Source organism: Serratia sp. 3ACOL1 (assembly GCF_003668775.1).
Taxonomy (GTDB): Bacteria; Pseudomonadota; Gammaproteobacteria; order Enterobacterales; family Enterobacteriaceae; genus Chania; species Chania fonticola.
Genome location: NZ_CP033055.1, coordinates 847,152 through 864,072 on the forward strand (window position 1 = coordinate 847,152; position 16,921 = coordinate 864,072).

Sequence of the window (16,921 nt, forward strand, 5' to 3'; positions counted from 1 at the left end):
CGGTTATGGTTCGGGCAGTGCGCAGTTTTGTGCATATATTTTGACATTCTTGCCGGGTTTAAAAGAGTCATGGACAAAATTGATCATCATCGCCGTAAATGGTTGGCGTTAGGTAGCGCCGCCGTGGGTATCGCGCTGCTCCCAGGGCAAGCGTTTGCCAGTCTTTCTACCGCTCGCCCACGTATTCTGTTGTTAAACAACCTCAATACTGGCGAGTCCATCAAGGCCGAGTTCTTCAACGGTAAAGGTTACAATAAAGAAGAATTGGTGCGCTTGAACCATATCTTCCGTGACTATCGGGCCAACAAGGTCAAGAGCATCGATCCGGCTCTGTTTGATCATCTCTATCGCCTACAGGTGATGCTGGGCACCAGCAAACCGGTACAGCTGATTTCCGGCTACCGTTCAATGGCGACCAACACGGAAATGCGTGAGCACAGCCGTGGCGTGGCCAAGCAGAGCTACCACACCAAAGGCCAGGCGATGGATTTCCATATCGAAGGGATCCAGCTGAGTAATATCCGTAAGGCCGCGTTAAAAATGCGCGCCGGCGGGGTAGGCTATTATCCACGTAGTAACTTTGTGCACATCGATACCGGCCCGGTGCGGACCTGGTAATCATTGTGCATCATGATCGCTGAATGGCACCCGCCCCTTGGGCGTGGTGCCGTTGTCGTTGGAGCTTTATGAAATACCATATTATCCCCGTTACGGCGTTCAGTCAGAACTGTACGCTCATCTGGTGCGACGTGACCAAGCAGGCGGCGCTGGTCGATCCTGGTGGCGATCCGGAAAAACTGAAGGCCGCCATTGCCGAAAAGGGCGTGCAGATCAGCCAGATTTTGCTGACGCACGGCCATCTCGATCACGTAGGCGCAGCGGCAGAAATGGCCGAACATTATCAGGTGCCAATCTATGGCCCGGATAAGGAGGATGCCTTCTGGCTTGAAGGTTTGCCAGCACAGAGCCGTATGTTTGGCCTGGATGAATGCGCCGCTCTAACGCCGACCAAATGGCTGGAAGAGGGGGATAAAGTGCAGGTGGGCGAAATGTCGCTGAACGTACTGCATTGCCCTGGTCATACGCCTGGTCATATCGTTTTTATCAACGAACAGGCGCGTTTGGCATTAGTGGGTGACGTGTTGTTCAACGGTGGCGTTGGACGCAGCGATTTCCCGCGCGGTGACCATCAGGCACTGATCGCTTCGATCCGTAACAAATTACTGCCTCAGGGCGATGATATGGCGTTTATTCCAGGACATGGGCCGATGTCTACCTTTGGCCATGAACGTCAAACCAACCCGTTCCTGCGCGAAGAGCCAGCCATCTGGTAGAGCTCTCCCATACAAAACAACAAAGGGGCGCCAATGCGCCCCTTTTTCAATGCAAAATCTGCTTACAGCACGGCAACGATGGCTTCGCACAGCGGCGCCATATTATCTGGCGTCATCCCCGCCACGTTAACGCGGCCGGAGTTAACGGCATACACGCCAAATTCATCACGCAGACGCAGAACCTGCTCTTTGGTCAGGCCGCTGAAAGAGAACATGCCGTTCTGGTTGATGATGAAGCTGAAATCCTGCTCCGCCCCTTTTTCCTGCAGGGTATTAACGAACAGCTGGCGCATACGGTGAATGCGCTGGCGCATGTCAGTCAGCTCTTGTTCCCAAATGGCGCGCAGCGCCGGGTTACCCAAGATGGTGGCAACTACGGCCGCACCGTGTGACGGCGGGTTCGAGTAGTTGGCACGGATTGCGGCTTTCACCTGGCTGAAGGCACGCTCGGCGGTTTCTGCATCGGCAGCTACCACGGTGCAGGCACCAACACGCTCGTTATACAGACCGAAGTTCTTCGAGTAGGAGCTGGCAACGATCAGTTCCTGATGTTTGGCAGCAAAGATACGCAGACCCTGTGCATCTTCTTCCAGGCCCTTGGCGAAGCCTTGGTAGGCGAAGTCGAACAGCGGCAACCAGCCCTTGGCTACGGACAACTCAGCCAACTGAGCCCATTGTGCTTCGGTTGGATCGATACCGGTAGGGTTATGGCAGCAGCCGTGGAATAGCACCACGTCGCCGGCCTGAGCCTGGTTCAGGCTGGTGAGCAGACCGTCAAAGTCCAGCGCATGGTTGGCGGCGTCGTAATAGTTGTATTCCAACACTTCCAGGCCAACGGCACCAAAGACGTTTTTATGGTTTGGCCAGCTTGGGTTGCTGACCCAGATACGCTTGGCGCTGGTCTGGTTGGCAATAAAGTCGGCCGCGACACGCAGGGCACCGGTACCACCAGGGGTTTGCGCGGTACGGGCACGCTTGTCGGCAATGATTGGGCTCTGCTTGCCGAACAATAGCTCTTGCGTGCAGCTGGCAAATTCAGGAATACCTTCAATACCCAGGTAGTTTTTGGTGGTCTCATTTTCCAGCAGATACTGCTCAGCTTTCTTGACGCTGGTCAGCACCGGCGTTTTGCCAGTTTCGTCTTTATAGACGCCAATACCCAGGTTGATTTTATTCTCACGCTTGTCGGCGCGGAAAATGTCGGTCAGACCCAGAATCGGATCGGCAGGTGCAGCGGTGATTTTTTCAAACATGTCAGATGCTTCCATGGCCTAGAGTTAAGCAGACAGAAACATCAGGGTAGCGCCAGTTATCGTCTTTGCCAACCGTTTGCGAGAAAAACACCTCGATCTTGTGACGGCGGCAGATTCAGCACAAAAAATGACGGGGAAGGGCAGATTGGCAGAATAAAAAATGGCGTAAAGCGCTAAAAACAAAAACAGGGCCGAAGCCCTGTTTTTTTAACTTAGCTGACGACGAACCGTCATCAAGTGCAACAACTTAGAACTGGTAAACCAGACCGGTAGCTACGATGTTGTCAGTAGCGATGTTGTTAGCACGAGTAAAGTCGTTTTCGTCCAGCAGGTTGATTTTGTAATCAACGTAGGTAGACATGTTTTTGTTGAAGTAGTAAGTCGCACCTACGTCAACGTATTTAACCAGGTCAGCGTCGCCGCCGCCGAAGTTACTACCGTTTGCGTTACGACCAGCCAGGTTTTTACCTTTAGACTGCAGGTAAGCGATGGATGGACGCAAGCCGAAATCGAACTGGTACTGAGCTACCACTTCAAAGTTCTGAGTTTTGTTAGCGATGGTGAAATCTGATTCGCCGTATGGAGTCATGTTGCGGGTTTCTGCATACATGGTTGCCAGGTAGACATTGTTGGCGTCGTATTTAGCACCAACGGTCCATGCTTCAGCGTCTTTACCACCAGCAGTAGACAGATTGGTTTGAGCGTCAGTACGGTCAGAACCAGAGTAGGCAGCACCTACGCTAACGCCTGAATCCAGGATTGCGTAAGTAGAGGACACACCCCAACCGTCACCGTTTTGTTTCTTCAGGTCACGCTTGTCGTTTTCGTTCTTGCCTTGGTACTGCACAGCGAAGTTCAGGCCATCAACCATACCGAAGAAGTTGTTGTTACGGTAAGTAGCAACACCGTTGGTACGGCCAGTCATGAAGTTGTCGGTAGTGGTGTAAGTATCGCCACCGAATTCTGGCAGCATATCTGTCCAGCCTTCAACGTCATACACTACGCCGTAGTTACGGCCGTAATCGAATGAACCGTAGTCAGCAAATTTCAGACCCGCGAAGCCCAGACGAGTTTTAGTACCTTCGGTACCTTGTGACTCAGCGTGGTTAGCTTGCACGTTGTATTCCCACTGGCCGTAACCGGTCAGTTGGTCAGTAATCTGGGTTTCACCTTTGAAGCCAAAACGCACGTATGACTGGTCGCCATCGTTGCCTTTGTCGTTAGAGAAGTAGTGCAGACCGTCAACTTTACCGTACAGATCCAGTTTGTTACCGTCTTTGTTGTAGATCTCAGCTGCGTTGGCTGCACCAGCTGCTAACAGAGCTGGGATCACTACTGCAAGAATGTTGCGCTTCATCATCATTATTACCCTCATTGGTTTTATTCGGACACCTTGCCACTGCCGCCAATAATTCTTTTGGAACTATTGTTGATAGATTGGTGTCGTCCTGTGTCTGCACGCAGTGTTCCATTCACGGGCAGGTTTATCTAGAACGAAAATGCTACCAATGTCGCAATCTGGTTTCAGAAAGCAACGATATGTAACAATTTGTGTATTTTAGGGAACTTTGTGATGCAGGTCAATAATCAAAAATGCGAAAGGCCAGCTTAGCTGGCCTTTATTATGTAAAAAAAATGTTTAAATTATGCTGGGTTTTATGACTTAGAAGCTGGCGTTACGTGGCGTTCTTGGGAACGGGATCACGTCACGGACGTTCTGCACCCCGGTCACATAGGCGATTAAACGCTCAAAACCTAAGCCAAAACCAGAATGTGGCACGGTGCCATAGCGGCGCAGGTCACGATACCACCAATAATCTTCTTTATTGAGGCCCATCTCTGCCAGACGCTGATCCAGCACATCCAGACGCTCTTCACGCTGTGAACCACCGATGATTTCACCAATGCCCGGCGCTAGCACGTCCATCGCCGCGACGGTTTTGCCATCTTCGTTCATGCGCATATAGAAGGCTTTGATATCTTTCGGGTAGTTTTTCACAACTACCGGAGCCTTGAAGTGTTGCTCGGCCAAATAGCGCTCGTGTTCAGACGACAGATCGATACCCCAGGAAACCGGGTTCTCGAAGGTCTGGCCGGAAGCAATCAGGATCTCGACCGCCTCGGTGTAGTCCACTTGGGCGAAATCGGAAGAGACAAAGCGCTTCAGACGGTCGATGGCATCTTTATCTACCCGCTCAGCAAAGAATTGCAGATCGTCGGCACGTTCATCCAGCACCGCCTGGAAGACATACTTCAGCATGCTTTCGGCCAGCCCGGCAATGTCGTCCAGGGAAGCAAAGGCGACTTCCGGTTCGATCATCCAGAATTCCGCCAGGTGACGGCTGGTGTTCGAGTTCTCGGCACGGAAGGTGGGGCCAAAGGTATAAATTTTTGACAGTGCACAGGCGTAGGTTTCGCCGTTCAACTGGCCGGATACGGTCAGGAAGGCTTCTTTACCGAAGAAATCCTGGCTGAAATCGACGGCACCTTTATCAGTACGTGGCAGGTTTTCCATATCCAGCGTGGAGACGCGGAACATTTCACCGGCACCTTCGGTATCAGAGGCGGTGATCAGCGGGGTGGAAACCCAGAAATAACCGTTCTCGTGGAAGTAGCGGTGGATCGCCTGTGCCAAGGTGTGGCGAACGCGGGCAACCGCGCCAATCAGGTTGGTGCGTGGGCGCAGGTGGGCAACTTCGCGCAGGTATTCGATGCTGTGGCGTTTGGCCGCCATTGGATAGGTGTCAGGATCGTCAACCCAACCCACCACCTTGATGGCTGTGGCCTGCAGTTCGAAGCTCTGGCCTTCACCCGGCGAAGGTACCACGGTACCGGTCACTTCAATGGAACAGCCGGTGGTCAGGCGTAACACTTCGTCCTGATAATTCGGCAGAGAATCATTAACGACGGCCTGTAACGGATTAAAGCAGGAGCCGTCATAAACGGCGAGGAAGGAGATACCAGCTTTAGAATCTCTCCGGGTACGTACCCAACCGCGCACGGTGACTTCACTGTCAACCGCAGCACGACCTTGCAGTACGTCGACTACAGGCACTACGCTCATAGATTTCTCTCTTATAAGTTTTTCAGAAATAGCCTAACAACCCAAGAATTTGGGGATATTGCTATGTTACTTGCCGCGTTGCAGAGCACAAGTAGAAATCATCAGAATGGGACAAGATTTATTGCAGTGAGGTAAAAAAACAGGAGGTATATAAAGGAAGAGAGGGATCGCTGGCGAGAAATGCCCACACGTTTGCATCACCAATTGGCTCCTGTTCCTTAACGCAGCTCCGTACAGCTCCCTCTCCCAGTGGGAGAGGGTTGGAGTGAAGGGATGCCTTAACTGGCTTTCTTCACCAGCGGCAGATCGAAGGCTTTGCGCAGCGCTTTGACAAACGCAGGGTCCTGGCAGATGGTTTTGCCTGGGCTATCGGACAGTTTGGCCACCGGCTTGCCTTTACACTCGACCAGCTTGATCACGATATTCAACGGCTTGACGCCGGGGATATTGCAGGTCAGACGCGTACCGATGCCGAACGCCAGGTTGATACGCCGATCAAAGTGGCGATACAGCGCCAACGCCTTATCCAGATCCAGATTGTCTGAAAACACCAGCGTCTTGCTCATGGGATCGATGCCCAATTGCTGGTAATGGGCAATGGCTTTTTCACCCCATTCGATCGGATCGCCAGAGTCGTGGCGCAATCCTTGATAACGCTGGGCAAACTGTTTGCCGAAATCACGCAGGAACGCATCCATGGTGATACAGTCGGTAAGTGCAATGCCGAGCTGATCGGGATATTCATCCAGCCAGGCCTGCAAGGCGGCACGTTGGCTGTTGGCCAGCACCGGGCTAATCTGTTGATGAGCCTGGAACCATTCATGGGCTTGCGTGCCAACCGGGATCAGATCCAGCCGATGCGCCAAATCGTAGTTACTGGTGCCAACCAGATAGGGGAATTCGTTTTTCAACGTGCTGACAATGGCCTGTTGCACCTCGCGGGAGAAGCGGCGACGGCTGCCAAAGTCCATCAGCTTGAAGCGTGAGATATCAATATCCCCGCTCAGTTGCTTGAACTGCGCCAGGTTCTGGCGCAACTGGCTAATTGCCATCTCTGGCGTGGCCTGTGGCGAACGGTGGCGGTGCACTACTTCGCTGATCACGGCCAACAACGGCACTTCCCACATAATCACTTCGCGCCAGGGGCCAGCGATACGGATATGCAATTTGCCGTCGTGACTGCTAATGCTGACCTGCTGCGGATCGTAGCGAAACTCCCGTAGCCAGCTCAGGTAATCCTGATGGAAGAAAGGCAGGCTGGAGAGATAGCGGTGTTCGGCTTCGGTTAGCGCCAACTCGCTCATCATGGCAACCTGCGCGCGGATCTCGTCGGCATATTCGCCCAGCAGTTCGTCGCCACGGCAACGAAACTCCGCCGCAACGGTAATTGCGGGGTAGCGATGGAACACTGCTTGCTGCATATGAAGCTTGTAGGCGTCAGTATCAAGCAGTGAAGTCAAAATCGGGGAAGCGTATAGAGTCATATCGCGTTACAGCATCCTCGTCAGGCGCGTGTCCAAATCCGGATAATCAAAAAAGTGGGGGGAGTATACCCGGATTATCCTGTTATTGAAGCCTCATCACACCACAAATGGCCGGAACGGGTCGAGGATAAAACGTGCCTTTATTTTACCGGCGGCATAACCTCAGCCAGAAAAAGCCATTTAATCCAATAAACTGAATGGCTTAGTTGATTTACTCATAAAAATTATGAGGTTAATTATTTTAAACACAGATTCAGATAAAACCGGTTGGCGTATAAATACTGACCCGATTGCGCCCGCTCTTCTTACAAAAATAGAGCGCTTCATCGGCCTGTTTGATGGCTGGATGTAGTTCTGCCAGGTTGCCTACGGCAGCGATGCCACAGCTGATGGTAAAGCGCACCCGTTTTCCGTTGAGTAACTCCAGGCACATCTGTTGGGTTTGTTCACGCAGCGCTTCCATCATGCTGCGGGCATTTTCCAGGGAACAGTGGCCGAGCAGCAGGGCAAACTCCTCACCGCCATAGCGGCAAAAGATATCGCTGGAACGGAAGGTGTTACTTAACGACTGGGCGAACATTACCAGCACTCGGTCGCCGACATCGTGGCCATAGGTATCGTTAAGACGCTTGAAGTTATCGATATCGATCAGACAGAACGCCAGCGGGTAGCTGCTCTGGGCAAGCATCTCACACTCGAGGAAAAATTTGCGGCGGTTATAAATGTTGGTTAAGGGATCGAAGAATGACGAAACTTCCAGCTCTTTGATTAGCTGCTGCTTTTCGTTTTCCAGCGCGATCTTGACCTGATTGTATTGTTTGAGCTGGGTGATGGCATCACTGATGGCGATTAACTCTTTACTGTAAAAAGCGTCGTTGTCATCAATATTCATATCGCCTTGTGACAGGCGCAGAATATTTTTATGCGTTTTGGTCAGCCAGCGGGTGATGTTGGAACAGAAGATCATGGAAGGCAGCAGGATGAACAGGGCAATCAGCCCACTCAGAGAAATCATGCCGTAGATGGCCGTCTGGCTATCATACTTTTTGGCTTCGGAAGCGGCCATCTCCAGCTCAAAGCTACGCTCATAGAGTCTTTGGGAAAGTTCGTCCATCTCCTCGATATAGCCGGCGATCAGGTTGATGTCATAGACGGTATTGTGGGTAATGGCTTGATATAACCCATCTGAAATGTTGCTGATCCGATTGTTGGAGATGTTACGGAGTATCTCATCCACCAGTTCGGCAATCTGCGGATCGTTATAGGCCAGCTTTAAGAACGCCAAACGGGTACCGAGCGGGGTGAATACCCCGGTCAATTGGATGGCTTTCAGATAAGCATTCTTGCGTTCCAGGCTGCTGAGATTGACGTCGATAATCTGATCGATCAGCTCGGTCAGCGACATATTCAGCCGGTTATTAAGGCGAACAGCCTCCAAAAACAGAAATGAGTCTGCATTGATCAGCCGGGTGTCGTAGGTATAGCGGTAGAAGGCTTTGGTGGTCTGGACGATATAATAGGCGCTGTTGATATTGAACAGATTGCTGTTGGCAGTGTCGACTTGCGTGACCTGACGCGAATCGTTATCCAGCAGCCTTTCCATCCAATCGAGCATAGAAAGTATGGCAATCTTTTGCCGAATGCCCAGGCGCAGGGCGAGATCGGCGTCGACATTGGATTTAACAATCGCGATTTTATCACGCGCCTGTTTATCGGCCTCTTGCCATTCGGCTTGGGTGACGGATTTATCCGCCAGACCTAATCTTTTTAACCGATGTGCCAGCAGCGTAGCCTGAAAGGCCTCGGCCACTTCTTTGGTCCTGCTGATTTTATACAGGTTTTCCAGGCTTTGCTCATAGCTGTTCCGGGCCTTTATCAGCCCATTGGCAATAAAAACCGCAAAGGACAGCATGATGGCAAAGGTGAAGAAATAGATCAGGTATTTTACTTTCATGCCAATCTGTTTCTCCTACTGGCTCTTGGATGATTATATCATTGCTACCGCTGGTTTTCCTCCGCAATTCGGTTGCCAACGGGGACGGAACTGCGCCTGTTTAAGCATAAAATGCTGAGTTTGACGTTAAGTGAAGCGCCAGGGTAGCTGGAGCATAGCAAACAACAGCGAATGTCTGCGTGAGTCGTGTGATTTCTTGGTGCGATTTGCTGCCATTTCTGGGTTTTTTTTATAGCTGTGATACAGTTTATTCACAATCGGGCCATTGAGGTACCGCGTCGTCCTGGACGGCGGTACGCTCCGAGTCCGGGATCTGTAACTCACTGAGACGTCAAAGGGTTTTTATGACACAACAGCCACAGGCGAAGTATCGCCACGATTATCGCGCCCCAGATTATACCATCACCGATATCGACCTGGATTTTGAACTGGATGCAGACACCACGCGCGTTACCGCCGTCAGCCAGATCAAACGGCAGGGTGCCGCCGGTGCCCCGTTAACGTTGAATGGCGAAGACCTGACTCTGGTGAGTATTCAAGTGGATGGGCAGCCGTGGAGTGCCTATCGCCAGCAAGAAAACCAACTGGTGATTGAACAGCTACCGGCTCAGTTTACCCTGACGATCGTCAATGACATCCATCCGGCCAAAAATAGCGCGTTGGAAGGGCTATACCTGTCTGGCGAAGCGCTGTGCACCCAATGCGAGGCCGAAGGCTTCCGCCATATCACCTTCTATCTGGATCGCCCAGACGTGCTGGCCCGTTTCACAACCCGCATCGTCGCCGATAAAGCGCGTTATCCGTTCCTGCTGTCGAACGGCAACCGGGTGGCTGAGGGTGACCTGGCAGATGGCCGTCACTGGGTACAATGGCAGGATCCGTTCCCTAAGCCTAGCTATCTGTTTGCGCTGGTGGCAGGGGATTTCGATGTGTTGCGCGATAGCTTCACCACCCGTTCTGGTCGTAAGGTGGCCTTGGAGCTGTTTGTCGATCGTGGCAACCTGGATCGTGCCGACTGGGCCATGACCTCGCTGAAAAACTCGATGAAGTGGGACGAAACCCGCTTTGGCCTGGAATACGATCTGGATATCTACATGATCGTTGCCGTGGATTTCTTCAACATGGGGGCGATGGAGAACAAAGGGTTAAATATCTTTAACTCGAAGTATGTGTTGGCCAAGGCCGAAACCGCCACCGACAAGGATTACCTGAATATTGAAGCGGTGATCGGCCACGAATATTTCCATAACTGGACCGGCAACCGCGTGACCTGCCGCGACTGGTTCCAGCTGAGCCTGAAAGAAGGGCTGACGGTGTTCCGCGATCAGGAGTTCAGCTCCGACCTGGGCTCCCGTTCAGTCAACCGCATCGATAACGTGCGGGTGATGCGTGGGGCGCAGTTCGCCGAAGACGCCAGCCCGATGGCGCACGCGATCCGGCCGGATAAAGTGATCGAGATGAACAACTTCTACACCTTGACGGTGTATGAGAAAGGATCCGAAGTGATCCGCATGTTGCACACGCTGCTAGGGGAACAACAGTTCCAGGCGGGGATGCAGCTCTATTTCGAACGTCACGACGGCAGTGCGGCCACCTGCGATGATTTTGTGCAGGCAATGGAAGACGCTTCCAACGTCGATCTGTCGCTGTTCCGCCGCTGGTACAGCCAGTCTGGTACGCCGTTGCTGACGGTGCGTGATGACTATAGCGCCGAGGATCAGCAATACCGCTTGCACGTCAGCCAGAAAACCGCGCCGACGGCCGATCAGCCAGAAAAACTGCCGTTACATATCCCATTAGATATTGAGCTTTACGACAGCGAAGGCAACGTCATTGCCTTGCAGAAAGACGGTTCCCCGGTCAATAACGTGTTGAACGTCACCGCCGCCGAACAGACTTTTGTGTTTGATGGCGTCGCGCATAAGCCGGTTCCTTCGCTGCTGCGTGAGTTCTCGGCACCGGTCAAGCTGGATTATCCGTACAGCGATCAGCAACTGACCTTCCTGATGCAGCATGCGCGCAATGAGTTTTCCCGCTGGGATGCCGCGCAGAGCCTGCTGGCCATCTACATCAAGCTGAACGTCGCCAAATATCAGCAAAAGCAGCCATTGTCGCTGCCGCTGCATGTGGCAGATGCCTTCCGGGCGGTGTTGCTGGATGAGAAGCTGGATCCGGCCTTGGCCGCGCAGATCCTCACGCTGCCATCGGAAAACGAAATTGCCGAGCTGTTCGCCATCATCGATCCGCAAGCCATTTCGGCGGTGCATGAAGCGATCACCCGTTGCCTGGCTAAAGAGCTGGCCGATGAGTGGCTGGCGGTGTATCACGCTAACAAAACCGAAGGGTACCGGGTTGAGCACGGCGATATTGCCAAACGTTCGCTGCGCAATATTTGTCTGCACTATCTGGCTTTCGGCGATGTAGAGCAGGCCGACAAGCTGGTGGTGCAACAGTTCCAGCAGGCCGATAACATGACCGATTCGCTGGCTGCACTGGCTGCGGCGATGGGGGCACAGTTGCCTTGCCGTGATGCCTTGATGGCCGAGTTTGATGAGCGCTGGCATCAGGATGGTCTGGTGATGGACAAGTGGTTCATCCTCCAGGCCACCAGCCCGGCGGCAGACGTGCTCGGCAAGGTGCGTGCGCTGCTGCAACACCGTTCATTCAGCCTGAGTAATCCAAACCGCACCCGCTCGCTGATTGGTGGGTTCGCCTCGGCCAACCCGGCGGCGTTCCATGCGGCAGACGGCAGTGGCTATCAGTTCCTGGTGGAGATCCTCAGCGATCTGAACAAGCGTAACCCACAGGTTGCCGCGCGGCTGATTGAACCTCTGATCCGCCTGAAGCGCTATGATGCCTCTCGTCAGGCGTTGATGCGTCAGGCGCTGGAGCAGTTGAAAGGGCTGGATAACCTGTCTGGCGATCTGTTTGAGAAGATCACCAAGGCGTTAGACGCATAAAAAGCGAGGGGACGGCATTTGCCGTCCCCTGATTAATTCGCCGCCCGGCGGGAAGTCCCAACGGCTTGCGGTGGTGCCAACACTCTCGCCAACACTTCTGCTTCCAACTCCGCCAGCTTTGCCGAACCTTTGCGGCGCGGCCGTGGCAAATCAATAGTCAGATCCAGCCCGATACGTCCTTCTTCGATTAACAGCACCCGATCGGCCAGTGCGATCGCCTCACTAACGTCATGCGTGACCAGCAGTACGGTGAAGCCATGCTGTTGCCATAGCGTTTCGATCAGCCCCTGCATTTCTATACGCGTTAACGCATCCAGTGCCCCCAAGGGTTCATCCAACAGCAACAGCCGTGGGCGATGGATCAACGCACGGGCCAGGGCGACACGCTGTTTCTGCCCGCCAGACAGCGCGGCCGGCCATTCATTGGCACGGTCGGCCAGCCCAACGGTGGTTAACGCCTGCAATGCAGCATCACGCCAGTTACCGCGTAGGCCAAGCCCCACGTTATCGATCACCTTTTTCCACGGCAGCAGGCGAGCATCCTGAAACATCAGCCGCGTATCATCTTTGGCGTGGCTGAGCGGGGCATTACCACTCAACAGTGTCCCGCTGTTGGCCGTTTCCAGCCCTGCGAGCAGGCGCAATAAGGTGCTTTTACCACAGCCGCTGCGGCCAACCACGGCCACAAACTGGCCCGCGGTGATGCGGAGTTGCAGATCGTCCAGCACGGTGCGGTTGCCATAACGTTTGGCGATGGCTTCCAGCGTAATGGGGGTGCCTTGCGGGATGCGAGTCGGTGCCGTCATTATGCTTCTCCTGATTTCAGTTGATAGGCCGGATGCCAGCGTAACCAGACACGTTCGAGCAGCTGTGCGCAGGCATCGGCCAGTTTGCCTAGCAGGGCATATAGAATAATGGCGACCACCACCACGTCGGTCTGCAGGAATTCACGGGCGTTCATCGCCAGATAACCGATGCCCGAGTTGGCGGAGATGGTTTCGGCGACGATCAGCGTCAGCCACATAAACCCGAGGGCAAAACGCACGCCGACCATGATCGAAGGCAGCGCGCCGGGTAACACCACCTGCGTGAACAGGCTAAAGCCGCTCAGGCCGTAGCTGCGCGCCATTTCCAGCAGGCCACGGTCAATATTCTTGATACCGTGGTAGGTGTTCAGATAGATCGGGAATAGCGTACCCAGCGCCACCAGGAAGATTTTGGCGGACTCGTCGATGCCGAACCACAGGATCACCAACGGGATCAGCGCCAGATGCGGCACGTTACGGATCATCTGTACCGAGCTGTCGAGCAGACGCTCTCCCCAGCGGGACAGGCCAGTAATGAATCCCAGCACCAGGCCAATGCTGCCACCGATACTGAAGCCAATCAGCGCACGCCAACTGCTGATGGTCAGGTGTTGCCAAAGTTCGCCACTCTTGGTTAAAGCCCAAAAGGCAGCCACTACGGCGCTCGGCGCGGGCAAGATACGGTTAGATAACCAGCCAGCCTCAACGGCGGTCTGCCAGCCAATCACCAGTGCTACCGGCAAAGCCCAGGGGGCCAGCCGGTGCAGAATTTGTTGTGCACCGATCGCCATCACGGTTCTCCTCAGCTTTGTGACACTTTTTGTGGGACATAGATATTGGCGACCACTTCGCCCTGCGGCTTGATCGCACGCAGCTGTGCCGGTTGTTCGCTGGTTGCTAGATCGAGATGCGGGAACAGCAGTTCACCTACGCGATAGGCCTCTTCAAGATGCGGGTAGCCGGAAAGAATAAAGGTATCGATACCCAGATCGGCATATTCTTGAATGCGCTCAGCGACCGTCGGACCATCGCCCACCAAAGCCGTGCCTGCACCGCCACGCACCAATCCGACACCGGCCCACAGGTTAGGGCTGATTTCCAGATTGTCCTTCTTGCCGCCGTGTAAGGCCGCCATACGCTGTTGGCCAACGGAGTCGAAGCGGGCGAAGGCTTTTTGTGCATCCGCAATGGTTTGATCATCGAGGTTGGCGATCAAACGGTCGGCTGCCTGCCAGGCTTCTGCGGTGGTTTCGCGCACGATGACGTGCAGGCGGATACCGAAGCGGACTTTGCGCCCCAGGGCCGCTGCTTTGGCTCGTACTTCCTCTATTTTTTCTTTCACTTGGGCAGGGGGTTCTCCCCAGGTCAGATACAGTTCAACCTGCTCGGCTGCCAGATCCTGTGCCGCTTCTGAGGATCCGCCAAAATACAGCGGTGGGCGAGGTTGCTGCACCGGGGGGAACAACAGCTTGGCGCCTTTCACCTGAATATGCTTACCGGCGAAATCGACGGTTTCACCTTCCAGTACTTTGCGCCATACGTGGGTAAACTCGGCGGAGGCTTCATAGCGTTCGGTGTGGTTAAGGTGTAATCCTTCCGCTGCCAGCTCTTCTGGATCGCCACCGGTCACCAGATTGAACAGGGCGCGGCCATTGGAAAGGCGATCTAGCGTGGCGGCCTGCCTGGCTGCCAAGGTCGGGGATATGATGCCGGGGCGCAGGGCCACCAGGAATTTTAGCCGTTGCGTGACCGGAATTAACGAAGCGGCAACTAACCAAGAGTCTTCGCACGAACGCCCCGTTGGGATCAGCACGCCGCCGAAACCGAGCCGATCAGCGGCTTGGGCGATCTGCTGAAGATAACCGTAATCGACCGCACGTGCCCCTTCTGAACTCCCCAGATAGTGGCCATCTCCGTGAGTAGGTAAAAACCAGAATACGTTAATGCTCATAGCGTTTTCTCCTGATTATTGTGCGGCTGGGTGCCAGACGCGTTGAGAAATATCGACCTGAACCGGAACCAACCGGTTGGCGAAAAAGAGATCGGCGGTTTTTTGCTGGGCAGCAATGGTGGCGTCCCCTAGGGGGTTAATGGCCGTCGGTGGGCGATGATCCAGATAGCTGGCAATTACCGCTTCCGGTAAGCCCATCGCCTTGGCCAGCAAGGTAATGCTCTGCGCCCGATCGCTATGCGTCAGCGCATCGGCCTGGGTCAGCACCGCCAGCACCTGCTGGATGAACGGACCGTTGGCTTCGGTATAAGGGCGAGCGGCCAGGTAGAAAGAACCGGTCTGGTTCAGTTCGCTGCCATCGGTTAGTACCCGTACACCACCTTGCAGCAACGCGGCAGAATAGTAGGGATCCCAGATCACCCAGGCATCAACGTTGCCTTGTTGGAAGGCCGCTCTGGCATCGGCAGGCGTCAGATAAACCGGTTGGATATCGGTAAACTTCAGGCCGTCCCTTTGCAGTGCCCGCAGTAGCAGGTTGTGTGAGCTGGAGCCTTTCTGGAAGGCTACTTTGTGGCCTTTCAACTCGGCGACGCTGTGGATCGGGCTATTTTCCGGCACCAGGATCACTTCTGCCTTGGGTTTTGGCGGTTCTACGCCGACATACAGCAGGTCGGCCCCGGCGGCTTGGGCAAAGATTGGCGGGATATCGCCGGTGCTACCCAGATCGATGCTGCCGACGTTCAGCGCCTCGAGCATCTGCGGGCCCGCCGGGAATTCGATCCAACTGATGTTGGTGGAGGGGAAGCGCTGTTCCAGCAACTGATGGGTTTTGGCCAACACCAGACTCACCGAACCTTTTTGGTAGCCGATACGAAACTGAGCAGGTGCGTTATCTTGTGCGACAGCGGTATTGGTCAGCGCCAGCGCCATAATGGCGGCCAGCGCACCGGTGTTAAGCCAGCGGCGCAAAGAGAGTGGCATGATGATTTCCTTAGGCAGTTTGCCGGGTTAACAGAGAGGCGGCGGTGTTTGGCACCGGCGGTTTACGGCGGCTGAGCGCCAGATAAAAACTGTCCAACGCTTCGTTCAGGCGCGCGGCCACCCCATCGGATAGCTGGGCCTGTTCACCGTTAAGCACTATCTGGCCGTCATCGGCAAACACGCCGTGCAGCACCTCCTGGGCTTTCAGTGCCGTCAGCACCGGTTTCAACGCATAGTCCACCGCCAGCATGTGGCCGATGGAACCGCCGGTGGCCAGCGGCAAAACCACTTTGTGTTCCAGCGCACGTTCAGGAAGCAGATCGAGTAAGGTTTTCAGCGCGCCAGAAAACGATGCCTTATAAACCGGCGTGGCGATCAAGAGGCCATCCGCAGCGGCCAGTTGCGCGGCGAAGGCTTTAATATCAGGGCTGTTAAAATTGGCACGTAGCAGGTCTTCCGCCTGAAAATCGTGCAGGGTATAGGGGATCACTTCCACCTGCTGCTGTTGTAGCCAGCGTTGGCTCAGTTGTAACAGCGCCGCCGAGCGTGAGGGGAGCCTTGGGCTGCCAGCCAGAGATAAAACGCGCATCGCCACTCCTTATACCTATACCCGTCGTCTTTCAAGCTGCAGCGTTGTTACCTGCACTTGTCCACCCCAGTCACTTACTAAAAGTAAGCTCCTGGGGATGAACAAGTTTGTCGCCTAGCTGCAACTTGAAATCCATAGGGTATAAAGGTTGATTTTGTTAAATTAATGTTCGTAAAGTGTTTTAAAGCTAACAGCAAAAGGGGGCGTTGTTTAAATCTCATTTTTTGATTTTGATATGCGTAAAGGGGGAAAAGCGGGCAAATAGCGGCATACAAGGAAAACGATTGCGTTAAACGCGCTTTTTTTGCCTTTAATCAATTCCAATTGGCGAGGGGATACCGGATAATACGCCCCCGGTCTACAGGCCTATCCTGCTGACTTGAGGTTGTCGCTAAGTAACCGCTACGCCAAAGCTTGAGGCAGGTGGGAGTCATGCGGTTACGAACGTTGAGCGCAGGGATGCGCGATACGAGCCCCCATGGACGGGTTCACGGCGTGTCGGCGTTCTGCATGACTTCCACCTGTAGCACCATCATGCGCAGCGA

The 16,921-nt window shown here is 54.1% G+C and carries 13 protein-coding genes; 3 read left to right on the forward strand and 10 right to left on the reverse strand.

Annotation, left to right across the window (positions count from 1 at the left end; genetic code table 11):
* Positions 1–69: 69 nt before the first annotated feature.
* Together D9980_RS03950 and D9980_RS03955 are read left to right on the forward strand one after the other, a co-directional pair.
* Entirely contained in the window at positions 70–618 is a 549-nt protein-coding gene (locus D9980_RS03950) for a YcbK family protein (RefSeq protein WP_121606476.1), read from the forward strand.
* A gap of 68 nt (positions 619–686) precedes the next feature.
* On the forward strand, positions 687–1,334 hold the full coding sequence (locus D9980_RS03955; protein ID WP_024484588.1) for an MBL fold metallo-hydrolase: 648 nt from the start codon (positions 687–689) through the stop codon (positions 1,332–1,334).
* A gap of 62 nt (positions 1,335–1,396) precedes the next feature.
* On the opposite strand, the gene D9980_RS03960 is transcribed toward D9980_RS03955, so the two are convergent.
* The 5 genes from D9980_RS03960 to D9980_RS03980 form a co-directional block, all read right to left on the reverse strand.
* Positions 1,397–2,587, reverse strand: a complete 1,191-nt coding sequence (locus D9980_RS03960; protein WP_024484587.1) for an amino acid aminotransferase — start codon at positions 2,585–2,587, stop codon at positions 1,397–1,399.
* A gap of 247 nt (positions 2,588–2,834) precedes the next feature.
* Entirely contained in the window at positions 2,835–3,947 is a 1,113-nt protein-coding gene (ompC, locus tag D9980_RS03965; RefSeq protein ID WP_024484586.1) for a porin OmpC, read from the reverse strand.
* A gap of 303 nt (positions 3,948–4,250) precedes the next feature.
* On the reverse strand, positions 4,251–5,651 hold the full coding sequence (asnS, locus tag D9980_RS03970) for an asparagine--tRNA ligase (protein WP_024484585.1): 1,401 nt from the start codon (positions 5,649–5,651) through the stop codon (positions 4,251–4,253).
* A 278-nt stretch (positions 5,652–5,929) separates the two neighbouring features.
* Positions 5,930–7,135: a nicotinate phosphoribosyltransferase gene (gene pncB / locus D9980_RS03975; protein ID WP_024484584.1), complete on the reverse strand. Its 1,206-nt coding sequence runs from the start codon at positions 7,133–7,135 to the stop codon at positions 5,930–5,932.
* Between the two features lie 253 nt (positions 7,136–7,388).
* Complete coding sequence (locus D9980_RS03980) at positions 7,389–9,089, reverse strand: GGDEF domain-containing protein (RefSeq protein WP_121606477.1); 1,701 nt, start codon at positions 9,087–9,089, stop codon at positions 7,389–7,391.
* A 344-nt stretch (positions 9,090–9,433) separates the two neighbouring features.
* Here D9980_RS03980 and pepN point away from each other — a divergent pair, with 344 nt between their 5' ends.
* Entirely contained in the window at positions 9,434–12,049 is a 2,616-nt protein-coding gene (gene pepN, locus D9980_RS03985) for an aminopeptidase N (protein WP_121606478.1), read from the forward strand.
* Positions 12,050–12,081: 32 nt separating this feature from the next.
* Here pepN and ssuB read toward each other — a convergent pair whose 3' ends face one another.
* Genes ssuB through ssuE form a run of 5 tightly spaced genes read right to left on the reverse strand, consistent with a single transcriptional unit; the run spans position 12,082 to position 16,376 of the window.
* Positions 12,082–12,855, reverse strand: coding sequence for an aliphatic sulfonates ABC transporter ATP-binding protein (gene ssuB, locus D9980_RS03990; protein ID WP_024484581.1), 774 nt, complete (start codon positions 12,853–12,855; stop codon positions 12,082–12,084).
* A complete protein-coding gene (gene ssuC / locus D9980_RS03995; RefSeq protein ID WP_046808141.1) occupies positions 12,855–13,646 on the reverse strand; it encodes an aliphatic sulfonate ABC transporter permease SsuC in 792 nt (263 codons plus the stop codon). The genes ssuB and ssuC overlap by 1 nt, the downstream gene beginning before the upstream one ends.
* Positions 13,647–13,657: 11 nt before the next feature.
* Entirely contained in the window at positions 13,658–14,806 is a 1,149-nt protein-coding gene (gene ssuD / locus D9980_RS04000; RefSeq protein ID WP_121606479.1) for an FMNH2-dependent alkanesulfonate monooxygenase, read from the reverse strand.
* Positions 14,807–14,821: 15 nt separating this feature from the next.
* Positions 14,822–15,787, reverse strand: coding sequence for a sulfonate ABC transporter substrate-binding protein (locus tag D9980_RS04005; RefSeq protein WP_121606480.1), 966 nt, complete (start codon positions 15,785–15,787; stop codon positions 14,822–14,824).
* Positions 15,788–15,797: 10 nt separating this feature from the next.
* Positions 15,798–16,376 carry an NADPH-dependent FMN reductase gene (gene ssuE, locus D9980_RS04010; protein WP_115159654.1) on the reverse strand — a complete coding sequence of 193 codons (579 nt, stop codon included), beginning with the start codon at positions 16,374–16,376 and terminating at the stop codon, positions 15,798–15,800.
* Positions 16,377–16,921: the final 545 nt, after the last annotated feature.